This is a genomic window from Streptomyces sp. NPDC050422 (genome assembly GCF_044458665.1).
In the GTDB taxonomy this organism is placed as follows: Bacteria; Actinomycetota; Actinomycetes; order Streptomycetales; family Streptomycetaceae; genus Streptomyces.
This window is the reverse complement of record NZ_JBITIE010000006.1, coordinates 90,187-109,599: the sequence shown is the minus strand read 5'-3', so window position 1 is coordinate 109,599 and position 19,413 is coordinate 90,187. Positions and strand designations below refer to the sequence as shown.

Genomic DNA, 19,413 nt, shown 5'->3' with positions numbered 1-19,413 from the left:
GGGAGGGCGGCTCAGCGCCGGCGAGCGGCCGGAGCGGGCACGAGACGCACCGCGGTGTTCAGGACATGGTCGATCACATCGCGCGAGGGCTTGTCCGTGAGGTTGGTGAGCAGCCGGGCCAGGGTGTTGAGGAGGAAAGGGGAGTTCATCACGTAGCGGTTGAGCACGGGCTGGAACCCCGACCGGCTGAAGACCAGGTCGGCGGCCGTGTTCCCGAGCCGGTAGTAGCTGCCCCAGCGGCGGTTCATCTCGACCGGGTAGTGGTGGAGCGCCCTCTCCCTCCGGGGGCCCGCCGGCAGGGCCAGCGCGAGTGCGGCGGTCTCGGCCGCGACCTCCCCGGCCTCCAGCGCCTGGCCGATGCCCTCACCGTTCCACGGGCTGATCATGCCTCCCGAGTCCCCGACCAGGAGGAGCCCCCTGGTGTACAGCGGATGACGGTTGAAGCCCAGCGGCAGTGCGGCGCTGCGTACCGGCCCCTCGGCGTTCTCCTCGCGCAGCCCCCACGCCTCGGGTGTCCGGGCCAGCCACCTGTCCATGGTGGCCCGAAGGTCGGCGTTGCCGTGACGGCGGTGGGGGATGGCACCGAGACCCACGTTGACGCGGCCGTCACCCATCGGGAAGATCCAGCCGTATCCCGGCAGATAGCGGTCGCTCCGTGGGAACCGGAGGTCGGCCCAGAGTTCGAGGAACTCCTCACCGGAACGCTCGGGACTGCGGTAGTAGCGGCGGGCCGCCGTGGCGATCTGCCGCTTCGTGTCCCGCTGCAGCCCCATCGCGAGCGCGAGCCGCGCAGAGGCGCCGTCCGCGGCGATGACGACCGGAGCCCGGTGCACCACCGGATCACCCGCGCCGGAGACCGCCATGACTCCGGTGACCCGGCCGGCCCGGTCGGTCACGGGCTCCGTCACCTTCACGCCGGTGCGCAACCGGGCCCCGGCGGCCACCGCATGGCGGGCCAGGATGTCGTCGAAGTCGTGCCGGCTGCGCGTGAGACCGAAGTCCGGGTAGCCGCCCAGCGCGGGCCACTCGATCTGCACCTGCCGCGTGCCGGCCACCCAGCGCATCCCGCGGGACCGCGTCCAGCCGGGGGCCTTGATGTCGACGCCCATCCGGATGAGCTGGTGCACCGCGCGCGGGGTGAGGCCGTCCCCGCACACCTTCTCCCGGGGGAACACGGACTTCTCCAGCAGCAGCACGTCGACGCCCGCCCTGGCGAGGTGGAACGCGGCGGACGAGCCGGCCGGTCCCGCACCCACCACGATCACCTGGGCCTCCTCGGACGGGCCGGAGGCGGAGTGTTCGTCCAGGGTGGACCGGTCTGCGTGCGCTTCCCGCATGGGAACCCTTTCCTGGAACGGCCGGCGCCGCCGCGGACGGCGGCCCTGTACACCGACATCCTGCCGGTTCGCGCCGCGCCGCGGCAGGTGATCAACGACCCGGAACAGGCGGGCAGTCGGCCCTCCGGTGTCCGCTCCGGAACGTGCCTCGGGGCCGCACGGTGTGCGGCCCCGAGGGCAACGGACGAGTCGCGCAGGAGTCAGTACGGCAGCGGGCGCCCGGACGGCGTGCGCAGATCGAGTGGCGGCGGCCGGGACGGAAGCTGGGGGCGTCGGACGATCCTGATGCGGCCCACTGACACCACCTCCTGTCGTTAATCCGTCATATGCCCTGGCGGTGCGCCGTTCACACGTCCAGCGGTCATGAACGCAGCCCGGTCCCGAAAGGGCAGTCACGGCGAATCGTGTTAAACCTGAAGATGTGGGTGGTAAAGGTCGGTTCCGGACGCGGTTTCGCCACTCCGCCCAGCAGCCGCATCGGCAGGATGACGGACGCCCGGGCGGTGACGAGTCTGCGCCCTCCGGCCCGCGCCGCAGGAGGTCCTCACGGGCCCGTCGGCTGCGCGCCCTCTTCAGCGTCCACACCGTGGCCGGCCAGGTCTTCTTCCTCATGCTCGGAATCGTGGCGCTGCTCGTCGCGACGGCCGTCGTCGCCCTGGTGGTACAGGGCAGACGCGACAGCATGAACGTGGCCCGGGCCCGGTCGCTGAGCGTCGCCGAGACCTTCGCCCACGCGCCCGGCATCGCCGCGGCCCTCGACAGCAAGGACCCCACCGCTCTGCTGCAGCCCCGCGCCGAGGAGATCCGGCGCAGTACCGGCGTGGAGTACGTCGTGGTGGCCGGGACCAACGGCATCCGCTACACCCACCCCGACATCGCGCTGATCGGAAAACACATCATCGGCCCGTACAAGGAAGCCCTGCAGGGCGAGCCCTTCACCAAGACCCTGACGGGCAGCCGGGGCCTCGCGATCAACGCACTGGTCCCCGTGCAACGGCCCGACGGCACGGTCGCCGGCCTGGTCTCCGTCGGCATCAAGGTCGACACCGTGAACAAGCTCGCCTATCCGAGCATCCCGCTCGCCGTCGGCGCCGCAGTGGTCGCACTGGCCCTCACTGCGGGCGGCGCGGGGCTGGTGAGCCGCCGCCTGGGCCGTCAGACGCGCGGCCTCGGCCCGGCCGAGATGACCCGAATGTACGAGCACCACGACGCGGTACTGCACTCGGTCCGCGAAGGCGTCCTCATCATCGGCGCCGACGGCCGGCTGGCGCTGGCCAACGACGAGGCCCGCCGGCTCCTGGGGCTGCCCGCCGACGCCGAGGGCCGAGCAGTGACGGAGCTGGGGCTGGAGCCCCGTATCGCCGAACTGCTCGCCTCCGAGCGGGTGGCCACGGACGAGGTGAGGCCCGCCGGGAACCGCCTCCTGGCCGTCAACCTCCGCCCCACGGGCCAGCGCGGCGGACCGCCCGGCACGGTCGCCACCCTGCGTGACACCACGGAACTGCGGGCCGTCACCGGCCGCGCCGAGACCGTGCGCGAACGGTTGCTGCTCCTGTACCGGGCGGGGGCCCGCATCGGCACGACCCTCGACGTCACCACGACCGCACAGGAACTGGCGGAGGTCGCCGCGCCCGGATTCGCGGACTGCGCGACGGTCGACCTCGCCGACTCCGTACTGCGCGGGGAGGAACCGGAGCCGCCCGCCGGCGAGGTGATGGATGTGCGGCGCACCGCCGTGGGGGGCGTCGGCCCGGGCCATCCGCTCTACCCGCTGGGCCGTGTGATCGGCTTCGTACCGACCAGCGCCGAAGGCATCGGCAGCAGCAGCGGCCACACCTGGATGGTGCCCGATCTGACCGCGTCCCAGCAGTGGCGCCTGCCCGATCCCGAACAGGCCGCACGGATCCTGGAGTACGGATTCCACTCGCTGCTCTCCGTACCCCTGCACGCGCGCGGGGTCATTCTCGGCATGGCCAACTTCTGGCGCGCGCAGAACGAGGCCCCCTTCGACGCCGAGGACCTGTCCTTCGCCGAGGAACTGGTGGCCCGGGCGGCGGTCAGCGTCGACAACGCCCGGCGCTACACCCGCGAGCACGAGATGGCCGTGACCCTGCAGCGCAGCCTGCTCCCGAGCGGCCTCCCCGAACAGAACGCCCTGGACGTCGCCTACCGCTACCTGCCGGCGCAGGCGGGGGTGGGCGGGGACTGGTTCGACGTGATCCCGCTGTCCGGCGCCCGGGTCGCGCTCGTCGTCGGCGACGTGGTCGGGCACGGTCTGCACGCCGCGGCCACCATGGGCCGGCTGCGCACCACGGTGCACAACTTCTCCACGCTGGACCTGCCGCCGGACGAACTCCTCGGCCATCTCGACGAACTCGTCGTCAGGATGGACCAGGACGAGGAGGCCGGCGGAGGGGGGATCACCGGGGCCACCTGTCTGTACGCCATCTACGACGCCGTCTCCGGCCGCTGCTCGGTGGCCCGGGCCGGTCACCCCGGACCCGCCCTCGTCCTGCCCGACGGGACCGTGGAGTTCCCCGAGATCCCGGCCGGTCTGCCGCTCGGGATCGGGGGCATGCCCTTCGAGGCGACCGAGCTGCAGGTGCCGGAGGGAAGTCGCCTGGTGCTGTACACGGACGGTCTGGTCGAGCGTCGCGACCGGGACATCGACGACGGTCTGGAGGAGCTGCGGAACGCCCTGGCCGGCCGTGACCGCACACCGGAGGAGACCTGCGAGGACGTGCTGGAGGCCATGCTGCCCACCCGCCCGGGTGACGACGTGGCCCTGCTGGTGGCCCGCACCCGCACCCTGGACCCGGCCCGCCGCGTCCAGTGGGACGTGGCACCCGACCCCGCGGCCGTCGCCGGCGTCCGCAAGGAGGCCATCCGCTGGCTCACCGACCACGGCCTCGACGAGGAGGGGTTCGTCACCGAACTGATCCTGAGCGAACTCGTCACCAACGCGATCCGGTACGGCTCCGAGCCGATCAGCGTGCGGCTGCTGTACGACCGGGCCCTGATCTGCGAGGTGTCGGACTGCAGCAGCACGTCCCCGCACCTGCGCTACGCCGCGACGACGGACGAGGGCGGGCGTGGGCTGTTCCTGGTCGCCCAGTTCGCCGAGCGCTGGGGCACCCGCTACACCGAGCGCGGCAAGGTCATCTGGTCCGAGCAGACGCTCGGCGGGCCGCCGACCGCGTAGGCGTACGCCGACGGGGCCCGGCAGCGACTGCCGGGCCCCGCGGGGAAGTCGGTTCACCTCACGCGTCGCGTCAGGGGAACGACACCACGTTCGAGGGAACGGTGGACGTGCCGGAGGTGGGTGATCCGGTGTTGTTGATGACGTGTTCGTACTGGCCCTGGCCGCCGAGGGAGACGACGAGCAGGTCGTGGAACTTCACGCCTGGTTTCACCGGGGCCTGGAAGCCGTGGTCCTGGCGGATGGTGGGGTCGACGTTGAAGTAGCAGTAGCTGCCCAGTCCCCAGCCTTCGTGGGTGGTGACGGAGTCGTCGACCTTGTAGGCCGCGTATCCCTTGGTGCTGCCGTTCTGGATGGCGGCCTGGTTCGGGGCGTCGTACGCCTTCTCGTTCTGGAAGAAGATCGTCTTGCCCCTCTCCCCGGACCAGCGGACGTCGTACTTGTTGAAGTGCTCGACGAACAGCCCGGTCGCCAGGACGTCGTCGCCGTTGACCTGGAGGCCGTAGTCGGCCCGGTTGGTCTCCCAGCCGACACCGTCACCGTGGTCGGCGCGCCACAGCCAGGTGTGGTCGACGATCGTGTCGTCGTTGTTGATGACCATGCCGGTGGTGGCCTTGCCCGCTCCCGCGCCACCGACCCGCACGAACACGTCCTGGACGGTGGTCGGATTCGCCGCGTGGTCGGCCGAGGCTCCGTCGGGGCCGACCTGGACCAGTACCTGCGAGTTCTGCGGACCGGCGTCGACGAGGAGTCCGGCGAGCTTCACACCGTCCACGTCACCGACCTTGATCGCCGTGACCCCGTTGTCCGGGATGATCGTCGCGAGGCCGAGCCCCAGCACGACCGTGTTGGCCCGGTCGATGTTGATCGTCTGGTCCACGTGGTAGACGCCGGGCGTGAACAGGAGGTGCAGGCCCTGCTGCACCGCGGCGTTGATCGTGGCGGCGGAGGCCCCGGGCTTGACCACGTAGAACTGGCTCAGGGGGATGGACTCGCCCTGCGGTGTGCCGTTCCACGAGACACCGCGGGCGTTGGTGCGCTTGGCGGGGACGAAGACCTTGTAGTCGTTGCCGTCCAGGTAGAGGAACGGCTTCTCGCGGGAGACCGGGGTGGTGTCGAGGGTGGTGTACGGGGGGTTGGGGAAGCTCTGGGCGGGGGCGCCCTCGACGCCGGAGAACGTCATGTTCCAGACGCCGTTGCCCCAGCCGCCGACGGAGCTGTCGCGGGTGTACCACTGCTGCTGCGAGTACGGGCCGACCTGGCCGTCGATCTTGCTGTCGGCGATGTACCCGCCGCTCGCCCAGCCGTAGCCGTTCGGTGCGAGGTTGAGTCCGCCCTTGACGTGCATCCGACGGAACGGGGCTGCCTGGGAGACGGCCCAACGGTCGGTGCCGTTCACCGGGTTGAGCGCGAGGTTCTCGGCCGAGCGCCAGAAGTTCTGGGTGGCGTTGCCGTTGAACCACCCGGCGTCGACGGTCACGTCGCCGTTGAACGTGGTGTCGTCCGGCTTGAGGCCGAGGCCGGCGATCTGGGTGTAGAAGCCGATCTGTGCGTTGATGTTGTTGTACGTGCCCGGCTTGAACATCAGCGCGTAGCGGCCGGTGCCGAACTGGGCCGACTCCTGCTGCTTGAAGATCTCGTCGACCTTGGCCTGGATGCCGGGAGTCGACGGGTCGAAGACCAGGACGTTGGGACCGAGGTCGCCGCCGCCCGGGATCTGGGGGCCGTCTCCACCGCCGGTGGTCCCGAAGACCTGGAACTCCCAGAGCGAGTACCCGTATGCGGTGGCCCGGGTGGTGCCGGTCAGCCGGACGTACCGGGCGGTGCCGGAGACGTTCAGCGTCTCGGTGCCGCCGGGGCTCGTGGTGGTCGAGTAGGCGGTGCTCCACGTGCTGTCGTCCGTGGAGAACTCGATCCGGTAGCTCTTGGCGTAGGCGGCCTCCCACTTCAGAGCGATCTGGCTGACCGAGGCGGTGGAGCCCAGGTCGACCTTGATCCATTGGGGATCGGAGAACGCGCTCGACCAGCGGGTGCCGTCGTCGCCGTCCACGGCGGACGTGGCGGGGGTGCCGCCGTTCTCCTGGCTGGACGTGGTCACCGTCCTGCCCTGCGAGAGCAGTGAGGGCGCGGCGTTCGCGGAGGTGGACGGGACGAAGGCCAGCAGTGAGACGACGAGGCCGGCGACGGCGGCGAGTACGCCGGTGCGTCTCCCTCCGGTCGAGGGCGCGAGTCTGCGGAACAAGGGGGGTGCGTACATGGGGGCTTGTCTCCTGAGTCGCGGTACGGGTGCACGACACGAAGCCGGAGAGCGCTCTCTCCGGCCGATGGGGATACTTCTCCCTCGCGTCCCCATGCGTCAATAGGTGTGCAACACCCGCTTGAAAGCGGGCTGTTGGGAACAAGAATTGACGACTGATACCTCACGATTGACCTCATTGCCTACGCCTTGAGGTCATCCCTGCCGCACATCCGACGGTTCGTTGATTCAGATGATGATGTTGGGGCACCGGGCGACCCGGGCGGCGCACCATGGCGTTACCGGACATCTTGTCGACGCCCGGGGACAGCGGACCCGGCCGCTCGCTATCCTCCGGGGCATGAGCCGTGAGCGTGGCACGGGTGGCGCCCTTGACCAGGTGCGACGGGGTTCCGGGTGAGCGAGACGATGGGTCCTGTTCCGGCGGACGCCCGTACCGCGGAGATATGGCGCTCGTTCGGAGCCCGGCTGCGCCGGTGGCGCAGGCGGGCGGGGCTCACCCAGGCCCAGGTGGGCGCCCGAGTCGGCTACGACCACACCGCCATCAGCAAACTGGAGCACGGCAGTCGCAGGACGCCGCTGCCGCTGGCCCGCCGGCTGGACGAACTGCTGTGTGCCGAGGGCGATTTGCTGGCCGCCTGCGAGGCGGCCGAGGAACAGGAGCGCGTGGGGGACGCACCGGGCGCGCCTGCCCCCGTGCGGAGCGGCCCGTTGCCCGGGGAACCCGCGGGCGGGGCCCTCCCGGCGATGCTGCCGTCGGGCACGGTCCTGCCCGCGAGCCTGCCCGCATACGGCCTCGTCTGCCCGGTGCACGGCCGGGACGGCTGCTCCGTCCCCGTACTCACGGACGTCGTCGCCCTGCACGCGGCCTTCTGCGCGCTGGGCCCGGACACGCGGTCCCGCCCGGCTCTGGACAACGACACCGTGCACGCGCTGACCGCCCTGCTCGCGGTCTGTCTGCGCGCCGACGAGGAACGAGCCTGGCCCGGAGCGACCGCCGTCGTCGAGCGCACACTGCACGCCATGCTCCGGTGGATGGCGCTCCCCGCGGCGTCGTACCAGACCCAACTGGCCCCGCTGGCCGCAGAGTACGCGCAGTCGGCCGGCTGCCTGCGGCTGTTGTGGGGCCGCAACGGGACCGCGATGGCCTGGCTCGACCGCTCTCTGCTGTGGGCCACCATGGCCGGCCATGTCGGGACGCAGGTCGCGGCCCTCAGCGACATGAGCACCCTGGCCCGGCTGGAGGGTGACGGGCCGTCCGCACTCGCCTACGGCCAAGCGATAGGCCAGGCCGCCGAGGGCCGGCACTGGGCGGGCGCCATGAGCGATCTGTACCAGGCGCGCGGTCACGCGGTCCGCGGTGACGCCGTCCGGACCCTGAGGCACCTCGACCGGGCCTGGGCCCAGATGGACCGGGCCGGCGAACGGGACGAGACGGAGGCGCCCTGGCTCTCCGTCGCCTCCGTGCGCCTGCGTGTGGAGTCGGGCGCGGCCGGCGCGCTGCGCGATCTCGCCGCGGCCACCGGCGACCGCCGATTCGCGCTCCGCGCTGTCGCGGCGGCCCGCACCGCTCTCGGTCTGCTGCCGCCCGGCATGCACTCGGCGCGGATGCTTTTCCTGGCCCGGATGGCCGATGCCCACGCCTGCGCCGGTGACCCGGCGGCGGCGCAGGCCGTGGCAGGCCCGGTCCTCGACACCACCGAGGTCGTTCCGGCGACGCTGCTCGGCCAGGAACTGCGCGGACTTCACACCAGACTTGCCTCCCGCACCGGCGGAGGCCCGGAGTCCGCCGACTTCGTCCGCAGACTGGCGGCGGTGGTCCGCTGACACGCGGAAGGCGGGGCGTGTGGATCACGCCCCGCCCCCGCCCACCGACGGTGGGTCAGCTCACGTTCAGCGCCACGTCGTCCACGACGAAGCTGGTCTGCAGGTAGGCGTCCTCCTTACTGGTGAACCCCAGCGTCACCGTCTGCCCCGCGGCGGAGCCGACATCGAAGGACTGCTGGACATAACCGCTGCTCGCGTCGACATTCGAGTACGTCGCGAGTGTCCGGGAACCCAGCTTCACGGTGAACGTGTCATAGGCGGTCGGGTCACCCGCCGACTCGTCGGTGTCGGTGCTCAGGTAGAACGACAGCCGGTACGTCGAGCAGCCCGCCGGAACGGTCAGTGACTGCGTGGCCGCGTCGCTGTGGGTGCTGCCCCAGCCGCCGAACCAGGCCTGATAGGCGCCGCTGTGCGCGGGCTTCTCGGAGGTCCGGTTGTTGATGACCCCGCTCGTCTGGGTCCACGGCGTGGTGCCGTTCTCGAAACCTCCGTTGGCGACGACCTGCCGTGCCTGGCAGGTCCCGCCACCCCCGACGACCAGCGAGTACGTGGTGGTGTGGGTGGCGGTGCCCGTGCCGGTCACGGTGAGGGTGTACGTACCGGCGGTGACCTGCGCCCCGGCGGAGACGGTCATCGTGGACGAGGAGCCCGACTGCACGGAGGACGGGGCGAAGGAGACGGTGACCCCGCTCGGCGCACCGGAGGCCGTGAGCCGCACGGTCTGCGCGGACCCGCCGGTGGTGGCCGTGGACACGGTCGCGGTGACGGACGCGCCCGGCTGGACACTGCCGGATACCGGGTTCACCGCGACGGAGAAGTCGTCGGCGGGCGCGGTGGTGCCGACCGCCGTCTTCCACACGGTGTAGGCGACCCCGTCCGCGCTGCGGTCGAGCGCGGTCGCGTTGATGTTGGCCGTGGTGTCGCACGACTGGTGGTAGCACGGGTCGTACGAACGGCCCGCGGTGCCGCCCCACTTCGCTGCCTGGGCGGAGGACTTGGTGTCACTCGCACCGGTCGCGTAGCCCGAGGTGGCGATACCGCCCTGCTGGAACGAGTAGTCGTCGGAGCGTCCCTGGCCCTCGACGTTCTCCTCCGGGGCGAGGCCGAGCGACGCCCAGTACTCCTTCATCGGGGCCGATGCCGCCGAGTTGAGGTTGTTGATGAAGTAGCCGCCGTTGGTGGAGGCGACCATGTCGAAGTTGTAGTACGCGGAGATGGCGGACCGCTGGGCGGCGGAGAGCTGGCCGACGTAGTACTCGGAGCCCTCCAGGCCCTGCTCCTCGCCGTTCCACCAGGCGAAGCGCACATGCTGGGTCATCGTCGGGTTCTGCTGGGCCAGGGCGAGCGCGTTCTCCAGCAGCGTGGCGGAACCGGAACCGTTGTCGTTGATTCCGGGGCCGGCGGCCACACCGTCCAGGTGGGCGCCGAACATCACGGTCCGGTCGGCCGGACCTCCCGGCCAGTCCGCGATCAGGTTGTTGCCCCGGTAGGTGCAGGTGGTGCAGGTCTGCTCGCTGACGGTGTAGCCGGCGGCCTGCAGCTTGCCCTTCACATAGGCGAGCGAGGCGGTGTAGCCGCTGCTGCCGGCCCGCCGGTTGCCGCCGTTCTGCGAGGCGATGGTGTTGAGCTGGGACAGATGCGTCTGCACGTTGGCGACGCTGATGTCGGGGGCCGTGCCACCCGGATTGCCGCCGTCACCGATGGTCAGGGTGTACTGCGCGGTGTGGTCCTGGGTGCCCGCACCCTTCACCGTGAGGGTGTACGTGCCGGGCGCCGCGGCCGAAGTCGTCGACACCGTCATGGCCGAGGTCGCGCCGGACTGCACCGAGGACGGACTGAAGGAGACGGTCACACCGCTCGGCTGCCCGGTCGCCGACAGGTTCACCGTCTGCGCGCTGCCGGACGACACGGTGGTCCTGACCGTGGCCGTCACCGAGCTGCCCTGCTTCACCGAGCCGGAGGCCGGGTCGAGCGAAACGGAGAAGTCGCTGTTGCCGCTGGGGGCGCAGGTCGGGTCGCCGCTCTGGGCGGGGACGCTCACCGCGTCCCAGGCCGCCTTCGCCCGGTTGAACAGCACACAGGTGGCGTCGAGGTTCTTGGCCGAGGTCAGCGTGGCGGTGCGGTAGCGCTTGTACGTCATACCGCTGGTCTTCAGCAGCATCCCGCCGTAGAAGACCTTGCCGGCGCTCTGGATGCCCACGCCGGTCACCGAGGAGCTGTTGCAGGTGGGGCTGGACGGCTTGCCGCCACCGGGGTTCGAGCCCTCCGCCAGCAGGTAGAACCAGTGGTTGAGGGGGCCGGCCGCCGCGTGCTCCTCGGTGCTGGGTATGGAGGAGCTGTAGCAGTTCGGGTCGCCGATCTGGCCCGGGTTGTACATGATCCGGATCGGCCCGTTGCCGACGAGGTCGATCTTCTCCCCGACGGTGTAGTCCGGGTCGTCGTACGGGGCGGGCTCGTTGGTGTACGCCTCGGTCAGGGCGCCCATGATGTCGCCGGTGGCCTCGCCGAGCCCGGACTCGTTGTTGGCGCCGCCGGGCGTGTACTGGTCGATGCCGTGGCCGAACTCATGACCGACGACGTCCATGGCGCCGATCCACTGGTTGGCGTTGTTGTGGCCTATGGAGACGGTGGAGCCGTCCCAGTAGGCGTTCACGTCGTTCAGCCCGACCTTGACCGGCCAGCTGCGGCCGTTGCCGTCGTGGCCGTTGCGCCCCAGCCAGTCACGCAGCATGTCCCATTCGTGCTGGGCCGCCCACATGACGTCGACGCAGCCGGTCTCCTTGCTGGAGGCGCTGCCCGTTCCCCAGGAGTCGCTCGACTTGGTGAAGACGCTCCCTGTGCTGTAGTCGGCGCAGCTCAGCCCGGGGCGGGCCGGGTCGCGCAGCGAGTAACTGCCACCTGATGACGTGGTGTTGATGGAGAGCGGGGACGGTCCGTTCCACTGGCTGTTGCCGGTGCCGGCCTTGACGTCGTCGTAGCTGTCGAGCACCGTGCCGGTGCCCGCGTCGACGAAGACGTGCAGGCGGCTCGGTGCCTTCGCGGTCCGGCCGGTGAGGACGGTCTCCCAGGCAAGCCGGGACTTCGTGCCGGTGGCCCGGACGACCAGCCTGTGGCTGTCGACCCGCTCCACCGTGCGGAGCTTCTTGCGTGAGGTGGCTTCGGCGGTCTTGGCGGAGACGGTCGCGGTGACCGGCACGTTGATGCGCCGGGAGACGGCCGACTGGGATCCGCGGATGCGCCCCTTGGAGTCGGCCACCACGACGGCGTCACCGCCGACGACCGGCAGGCCGCGGTAGGTGCGTTCGTACGCGATGGAGTAGAGCCCGTTGACCCAGGGGGTCACCATCTGCCGCTCGTACCGCTCCTCGGGCCCCTTGGCGAGGGCGTCGAGACCACTGGCCGCCGCCCGGTCGGCGGCCGACACGGCAGCCGAGAGCGCGGTCGGGGCAGGCGGAGACGGTTCTGCAGAAGCTGACTGGCCACTGGTGGCGACCAGCATTCCGGCGAGGACGGCCAGGGTTGTCCCGGCCGTCATCGGTCTGCGTTTCATCGAGGCTCCTCGGTTCGTGGGGACCTCGGTCACGGGCAGCGGCGTGGGCGGACGGGCCCGTCCGTGACGGCGGCACCGGTCGTCCGCCCAGGTGGTGTCCGTGATCGGGCGACCGAACACTCACACGTGGACATGACCTCGTCAACGAACTACGGGTAGGTGAACGGGACTTGGCAAGTCTGGTCAAGTCACCCTGGTGCGATCGCACAGCCGGTACACAGAAACGGGCTGCGGGACTGAGGGCCCGTCGGGGCGTGAAGGTCAGGGAGGGGCTGGACGGAGCGGCGGAGTGGATCTATCCTGCACGCACACCAAGTCCAGAAAACGACATAAGCGTTGCAAAAAACATATCATGAATCAGCAACAAACGCAAGGCATCTGACGCGCCATCACTTGGCTGATCTTCATGTACAGCTTCACGGAAGGCCTCACTCTTGACCTCGGAAACCTCCGACGCGGCGGCTGCCGGCACCTGGCAGCTCGGCGACCTGACCGTCAACCGGATCGGTTTCGGCGCCATGCGCCTGACCCAGAACGGTGCGGCGTTCGGCAGCGACCGCGGCCCGCACGACCGGGACCGGGCGATCGCCGTGCTGCGCAGGGCCGTTGAGCTCGGCGTGAACCACATCGACACGGCCGCCTTCTACTTCTCACCTCTGCGCTCGGCCAATGAACTGATCAACCGCGCACTGGGGCCGTACGCGGACGAACTGGTCATCACCACCAAGGTCGGCCCCAGCCGCAGGCCCGGCGGCGACTGGCCCGAGTGGGCCGAGCCGGAGCAGCTGCGCGGGCAGGTCGAGGAGAACATCCGGCAGCTCGGCCGCGACCACCTCGACGTGGTGAACCTGCGGATGAACGGGCCCGCCCCGATCAGTGAGCACTTCGGCGCGCTGGCCGAACTGCGGGAGGAGGGCCTCATCCGCCACCTGGGCCTCTCCAACGCCTGGCCCGACCAGATCGTCGAAGCCCGGGCCATCGCGCCCGTCGTCTGCGTACAGAACAGGTACGGCATCGGCGAACGGCGCGCCGACTCCGAGGACATCCTGCGCACCTGCGGCGAACTCGGCATCGCCTTCGTGCCGTTCTACGCGATCGCCGCCGGGGGCCGCGAGGCCGGCGCGGACCTCACCGCGGAGCACGAGGCACTGCTCGACATCGCCCGTGCTCACGACGCGTCCCCCGCCCAGGTCCGGCTCGCCTGGACGCTCGGACGGGGCCCGCACGTCCTGGCCATCCCGGGCACGGGCAACCACGCTCACCTGGAGGCGAACGTGGCGGCGGGCGCCCTGCGGCTCACCGAGGACGAGGCGCGGCGGCTCACCGCGCTGGGCCAGGGTGACGGCTGATCGGCCGGCGGCCGGGGCGGGAGGCGGGGCGACCCGCCTCGGCGCCCGCCGGCCGGCCACTCGGCGGACGTAGCATGATCCTCATGGAGCAGCGAGAACTGGGCAGGACCGGACGGGACGTATCGGTCGTCGGGCAGGGCACGTGGCAGCTCGGCGGGGACTGGGGCGAGGTGCGCGAGGCCGATGCCTTCGACGTCCTCGATGCCGCCGTCGGGGCGGGCGTCACCTTCTTCGACACCGCGGACGTGTACGGGGACGGACGGAGCGAGCAGCTCATCGGCCGCTATCTGAAGGAGCGCCCCGACGCGGGCGTCCTGGTGGCGACGAAGATGGGCCGGCGCGTCGATCAGGTGCCGGAGAACTACGTCCTGGACAACTTCCGTACGTGGAACGACCGCTCACGCGCCAACCTCGGGGTCGACACCCTCGATCTCGTGCAGCTGCACTGCCCGCCCACGGCCGTCTACTCCTCGGACGAGGTCTACGACGCCCTCGACACCCTGGTCGCCGAGCAGCGGATCGCCGCCTACGGGGTGAGCGTCGAAACGTGTGCCGAGGCGCTGACTGCCATCGCCCGCCCTGGTGTCGCGAGCGTCCAGATCATCCTCAACCCGTTCCGCCTCAAGCCTCTGGACGAGGTCCTGCCGGCCGCCCGTGCGGCCGGGGTCGGCATCGTCGCACGGGTGCCGCTCGCCTCCGGCCTGCTCTCCGGGAAGTACACCGCGGACACCGTCTTCGCACCCGAGGACCACCGCACGTTCAACCGGCACGGGGAGGCGTTCGACCAGGGCGAGACCTTCTCCGGGATCGACTACGGCACCGGGGTGGCCGCGGCGGCCGAGTTCGCCGGACTCGCTCCGGACGGGGCGACCCCCGCGCAGACGGCGCTGCGATGGATCATTCAGCAGCCCGGCGTCACCAGCGTCATCCCCGGTGCCCGCTCGGTGGAGCAGACCCGGGCCAACGCGGCCGCGGCGGCACAGGACCCGCTGCCGCAGCGCACGCTCGACGCGGTGCGGGACCTCTACGACCGCAGGATCCGCGCGGCGGTCCACGACCGCTGGTAGCGGGCCCCGGCTACCGGCCGGGGGCGGGGGACGGCGGCGCGCTCGTCGAGGTGTCGCCGTCCGGAGTGGTGGCCGAGCTGGATTCTGGCGAGAACAGGCTCATCCCCAGGTAGACGGCGGCGAGGAAGGCGACCGTACCCGCGATGGCGCTGGCCACTCTGGGCCGGCGTCTTATCGCCTCGCGGGCGCTGCGCCGCCGGGCGTTGCGGGGCCGGCTCGCCGCCCGCCGCCCCCGGCCCTGCGCCTGGGGCAGCCGGTACGTCGTCGGGGCGCCGGAGTCCGCGCCGGAGTGCTGCGTGACGGGCGCGCGCGGTGCCGGCGCCGGCGCGTAGGCGGCGGCCGGAGCCCTCGGGGGAGCGGGCCGGTGCTGCGGCAGCGGTTCCGCCTGCCCCCGCCAGGCCTCGCTGTGGAACCAGTCGGCGACCTGTTGTGCGGTGGGCCGGTCCTCCGGCTGCTTCGCGAGCAGGCCCAGCAGGTACGAGTCGAAGGCCGCGGACATGTCGACGCCCCGCTGCCGCAGCGGCACGGGAGGCGTGTCCACGTGCTGGTACAGCGTCGCGGTCGGGGTGTCCGAACGGAACGGCGGCTGGCCGAGCAGCAGTTGGTAGATGACGCAGCCGAGGGAGTACATGTCCGAGGCGGCACCGGCGGTGCGGCCGAGAGCCCGTTCCGGAGCGAGGTAGAGGCTCGTGCCCACGATGTGCCCCGTCGTCGTGAGGGCGGCCGAGGGGTCGTCGACGAACTGGGCGATGCCGAAGTCGCCGATCTTTACGGAGTCCTCGGCATCGAGCATCAGGTTTCCCGGCTTGATGTCCCGGTGGACGATGCCCTGCCGGTGAGCCGCGGCCAGTCCGGCGGCTGCCTGGCCGGCGATCCGGGCGACCTGCTCCGGACCCAGCCGCTCCTGCGCCAGGAGCAGGTCGGAGAGGCTCCTGCCCTCGACGAGTTCCATCACCAGGAAGAGCCGGTCCTCCCAGGACCCGAAGTCGAACACGGCCACCAGGTGCGGGTGGCTCAGCCGGGCGGCGGTCTGGGCCTCCAGCCGGAACCGCGCGGTCGCCGACTCGTCGGCGTGTTCGCCCAGCAGCAGCTTCACGGCGACGGCCCTGCCGAGGACCTCGTCCGTGGCTCGCCAGACCTCACCCATCCCGCCACGGCCGATGGCGGATATCAATCGGTACCGACCAGCAACCAGCACCTGCGCACACCTATCTCGAATAGCTCGCGTATCTCGAACAGCTCGGGCCGAGGACCGCTTCGGCTGCCGCGGCGGCGACCTCGCGTGGAACGAGGAACGGGGTGGGGGCACACGGCAAGATCAGGATATCCGGCGCGCGGACCCGGGGCGACCGGCCGTCACTCCGCTCCGGCCGTCCGGACGGTGACGGGCCGGCAGGCCTCCCCCGGAACGCGGCGCCCGCCATGGTCAGGAAGCCGGACCGGGCCCGTGCGGCAGCGGTGCGGTTCCGGGAAAAAGCCATGCGTACGCGGCCCCGGCGCTGAACTCGCCCTGTCCGCCGGGGAAGAGCAGCTCCGCCGCGGTGAACGCCGGATCGGTCGCGCTCGCCGGCACGTAGGGGACCGCGATGCAGCGCATCCCCGCCGCGTGCGCGGCCCTCGCGCCGGGGGCCGCGTCCTCCACGACCACACAGTCGGCCGGTGCGGCCCCCAGGCGCCGGGCGGCCTCCAGGAACACATCCGGTTCCGGCTTGCCGCGCCTCACCTCGTCGGCGGAGACATAGGTCGGGAGGAACGCACCGAGGCCGGTGCTCGTCAGTACGGCCTCGATCCCGGCCAGGGACGAGCCCGACGCCACCGCCATGGCCACGCCCCGGCCGTGCAGCAGCTCGACGAACTCCCGCATCCGGGGAAAGGCTTCGGTCGACTTCCGCGCCAGCTCCAGATAGAGCGCGTCCTGACCCGCCACCAGTTCGTCGACGGAGGCGGCGATGCCGTACTCCGTGCGCAGGACAGCCAGCGCCTCGGGGTTGCTGATCCCGATGAAGCGGGCGTTCTGCTCCCAGGTGAAGTCGGGCACTCCGTACCGCTCGAGCAGCAGCCGTATCGACTCGTACGCGTTCGGCTCGCTGTCCACGAGCGTGCCGTCCAGGTCGAAGATGACCGAAGGTGGCGCTGCGGGTGATGAGTTCATGGTCGTCATGATCTCAGCACGGCGGTCATCCCCGGCCGGGGGGAGCCGACCGGCCCACCGACTCCACGAGGGGCAGCAGCCGGTGCGGCACCCGCTCGCGCAGCGCCACCTCGGTCCGTGTCCTGACGACGCCCGGAAGCTGGATCAGCCGCTGGATCACGTCCTCCAGGTGCCCGTTGTCCCGCGCCACCACCCGGGTCAGCAGGTCGCCGCCGCCCGTGGTGGAGAAGGCCTCGACGATCTCGGGTACGGCGGCGAGTGCCTCGCCGACGTCGTCGAGGTGCCCCTGGGTCACCTCCAGGTGCACGAAGGCGAGCACCGGGTGACCGAGGGCGGCGGGGGAGAGGAACGGGCCGCTGCCGGTGATCACACCGTCCCGTTCGAGGCGGTCGATCCGGGCCTGGAGGGTGCCCCGGGCGATGGACAGGATCCGCGCGTACTCACGCACGCTCGTGTGGGGCTGCTCGATGAGCAACCGCAGGATCCGGGTGTCGAGCGCGTCCACCGCCATGGTCCGCCGGCCTTTCCGTGGTACATCGGTCGGGGCAGCGACTGTACCAATGGCGCACCGCCGGGCCGCCCCGCCGCAGGCCCCCTCCCGCACGCGGGCGCAGGAGGAGGCCTGGGCGGCTGGGGAGTCAGAACTGCACGTCGGAGCAGGCGTAGAACGCGTTGCCCGTGTCGGAGATCGTCCAGACGCCGAGGATCAGGTGCTTGCCGGACTTCTGCGGCAGCACACCCGAGTGGGACACGGCCGAGCCGGGCAGCCGGCCGCCGAAGGGGACGGTGAGGAAGGGCTGCGGTTCCAGATCGGCCCGGGTGAGCGGCTGGGACGGGTCGTAGCCGTTCCTGGTGACGTAGTAGCGGAAGCCGGTCGTCGCGTGACGCGCCTCGATCCTCCAGTTGAACGTGTAGTTCTGCCCGGCGGGCACCCGGTGGTCCGTTGGCCGACCGCTGGTGCCCCGCGCCAGTGATCGAATGAGCCATTGGCACAGTGTTCGGAGGCCAATTTGAGCCAACAGGCCTGCGGGTGCTCTGATGTACCCGTCGATGGCGCTGCGGATCCCGTGGCGCCTTTTTCATGCCGGTACGCGGAACCGGTGAGCGGAGGCGGGGAACAGCAGTGCTGAAGAGAGCGTTCGTGGCCCGGGACCCGGGCCGGCTGCGGCTGCGCTTCGCCGGGCGGGCCGTGCTCGGCATCGGGCTCGCGGTGACGGTGTGCGGCTTGGCCGGCCATTCGCTCGTCGCGGCCATCACCGGAGGGCTGGCGGCGCTCCTCGCCCTGTTCACGGTGACCGACCCCACCGTCCTCGGTCAGGCCGTCACCACGGCTCTGCTGCCCGCCGTCGGCTTCCCGGTGCTCGCGCTGGCCGCGGTCCTCCACGACCACCCGATCGCGCGCGACGCCGCCTTCCTCGCGGTCATGGGCGTGGGTGTGTACGCACGGCGATGGGGCCCGCGTGGCCACTCCCTCGGCGTGTTCGCCTTCATGGCCTTCTTCACCACGCAGTTCCTCCACACGCTGCCCGGACAACTGCCCGAGCTGTACTCCGCCGTCGCCCTCTCCCTGCTGTCCTCCTCGGCCGTCCGCTTCGGTCTGTGGTGCTACGAGCGCCGGCTGACACCCCCCGCCGTACCCGCACCGGTCAGCGGCACGGGCCTGGCCCGGGTCACCACGCGGCAGGCGGTCCAGGCGGCCGCCGGCGGAGCCGTCGCGCTGATGGCGGGGCAGCTCCTGTCGGACCAGCGCTGGTACTGGGCCGTCGGCGCCACATGGTGGGTCTTCGTGAACACGGCCTCGCGCGGCGAGACCCTGGTGCGCAGCTTTCGCCGGGTGCTGGGCACGCTGATCGGCATTCCCGTGGGCCTCGCCGTCGTCGTCCCGCTGCACGGGGCGCCGGTCCCCACCGCGCTGCTCGTCGCCGTCGGGGTGTTCGGGATCTTCTACACCGCGGCCGTCTCGTACACCTGGATGATGCTCTCCGTGACGGTGATGGCCGGCGCACTCTACGGCTCTCTCGGCGTGCTCGACCCGGACCTGCTCGCCCTGCGGCTCGGCGAGACGGCCGTCGGCGCGCTCGGTGCGATGCTCGCGGTGCTGTTCGTGCTGCCCGTCACCACGCACGCCACGACCGACGCCTGGATCCAGCGTGCCCTGCGCTGCGTGCACGCCTGCACCGAGGAGGCCGCCGCCCGGCTCTCGGGCTCGGCCACCGCCGACCCGGCGCCCCGCGTCGCCGAACTGGAGGCGCTGCTCGGCCGTGTCCGGCTCTCGCTGGCCCCGCTCGTCCACCCGCTGAGCCCGTTGCGTGCCCGCAGGGCCCGGGCCGGGCACGTGCTCGCCCTGCTCGACGACTGTGCGCGGGAAGTGCGCGGACTGGCCTCCGTGGCGGCGGACCCGGAAGCCTCCCACGACGCCCGGCTCGCCGCGGCATGCTGGCGCGTCGAGAGCGCCGTTGAAGCGCTCACCGCCCCCGAACGCCCGGCCCGCGCCTCGGTGGCCGTCGGTCTTTTGGCGCACCCGGCGGCGACAGAACCCGCCCTCGCCCACCTGCACGGCCTGGAGCGCGCCCTCGCCGAACTGGCCGCGCCCCTGCACGCCCCGCCCCGCGCGCCCCTCGTCCCGGCCTGATCGCACACCCCTGGTCCAGACCACGCGAGGGCACTGCTACGGT

At 71.4% G+C, this 19,413-nt stretch carries 12 protein-coding genes; 5 read left to right on the top strand and 7 right to left on the bottom strand.

Annotated elements, in window-relative coordinates:
* Positions 1–11: 11 nt before the first annotated feature.
* Positions 12–1,337: a geranylgeranyl reductase family protein gene (locus tag ACIBJG_RS10390; protein ID WP_399306537.1), complete on the bottom strand. Its 1,326-nt coding sequence runs from the start codon at positions 1,335–1,337 to the stop codon at positions 12–14.
* 610 nt (positions 1,338–1,947) lie between these two features.
* Between ACIBJG_RS10390 and ACIBJG_RS10385 the strand changes: the two genes are divergently transcribed.
* Positions 1,948–4,539, top strand: a complete 2,592-nt coding sequence (locus ACIBJG_RS10385) for a SpoIIE family protein phosphatase (protein ID WP_399307201.1) — start codon at positions 1,948–1,950, stop codon at positions 4,537–4,539.
* Positions 4,540–4,609: 70 nt separating this feature from the next.
* On the opposite strand, the gene ACIBJG_RS10380 is transcribed toward ACIBJG_RS10385, so the two are convergent.
* Positions 4,610–6,793: a discoidin domain-containing protein gene (locus tag ACIBJG_RS10380; RefSeq protein WP_399306534.1), complete on the bottom strand. Its 2,184-nt coding sequence runs from the start codon at positions 6,791–6,793 to the stop codon at positions 4,610–4,612.
* Positions 6,794–7,189: 396 nt separating this feature from the next.
* On the opposite strand from ACIBJG_RS10380, the gene ACIBJG_RS10375 reads away from it, so the two are divergent.
* Positions 7,190–8,620, top strand: a complete 1,431-nt coding sequence (locus tag ACIBJG_RS10375; protein ID WP_399306531.1) for a helix-turn-helix domain-containing protein — start codon at positions 7,190–7,192, stop codon at positions 8,618–8,620.
* A gap of 55 nt (positions 8,621–8,675) precedes the next feature.
* On the opposite strand, the gene ACIBJG_RS10370 is transcribed toward ACIBJG_RS10375, so the two are convergent.
* A complete protein-coding gene (locus ACIBJG_RS10370) occupies positions 8,676–12,155 on the bottom strand; it encodes a M28 family peptidase (RefSeq protein WP_399307199.1) in 3,480 nt (1,159 codons plus the stop codon).
* A 449-nt stretch (positions 12,156–12,604) separates the two neighbouring features.
* Between ACIBJG_RS10370 and ACIBJG_RS10365 the strand changes: the two genes are divergently transcribed.
* Positions 12,605–13,519, top strand: a complete 915-nt coding sequence (locus ACIBJG_RS10365) for an aldo/keto reductase (protein ID WP_399306528.1) — start codon at positions 12,605–12,607, stop codon at positions 13,517–13,519.
* Between the two features lie 74 nt (positions 13,520–13,593).
* On the top strand, positions 13,594–14,586 hold the full coding sequence (locus ACIBJG_RS10360; protein WP_399306525.1) for an aldo/keto reductase: 993 nt from the start codon (positions 13,594–13,596) through the stop codon (positions 14,584–14,586).
* 10 nt (positions 14,587–14,596) lie between these two features.
* On the opposite strand, the gene ACIBJG_RS10355 is transcribed toward ACIBJG_RS10360, so the two are convergent.
* The 4 genes from ACIBJG_RS10355 to ACIBJG_RS10340 all read right to left on the bottom strand — a co-directional run bounded on the left by ACIBJG_RS10355 (position 14,597) and on the right by ACIBJG_RS10340 (position 17,718).
* Positions 14,597–15,733: a serine/threonine-protein kinase gene (locus ACIBJG_RS10355; RefSeq protein WP_399307197.1), complete on the bottom strand. Its 1,137-nt coding sequence runs from the start codon at positions 15,731–15,733 to the stop codon at positions 14,597–14,599.
* 279 nt (positions 15,734–16,012) lie between these two features.
* Entirely contained in the window at positions 16,013–16,738 is a 726-nt protein-coding gene (locus ACIBJG_RS10350; protein ID WP_399306522.1) for an HAD family hydrolase, read from the bottom strand.
* Between the two features lie 25 nt (positions 16,739–16,763).
* Complete coding sequence (locus ACIBJG_RS10345; protein ID WP_399306520.1) at positions 16,764–17,249, bottom strand: Lrp/AsnC family transcriptional regulator; 486 nt, start codon at positions 17,247–17,249, stop codon at positions 16,764–16,766.
* Between the two features lie 127 nt (positions 17,250–17,376).
* Complete coding sequence (locus ACIBJG_RS10340; protein ID WP_399307195.1) at positions 17,377–17,718, bottom strand: lytic polysaccharide monooxygenase; 342 nt, start codon at positions 17,716–17,718, stop codon at positions 17,377–17,379.
* A gap of 143 nt (positions 17,719–17,861) precedes the next feature.
* Between ACIBJG_RS10340 and ACIBJG_RS10335 the strand changes: the two genes are divergently transcribed.
* Positions 17,862–19,370: an FUSC family protein gene (locus tag ACIBJG_RS10335; protein ID WP_399306517.1), complete on the top strand. Its 1,509-nt coding sequence runs from the start codon at positions 17,862–17,864 to the stop codon at positions 19,368–19,370.
* Positions 19,371–19,413: the final 43 nt, after the last annotated feature.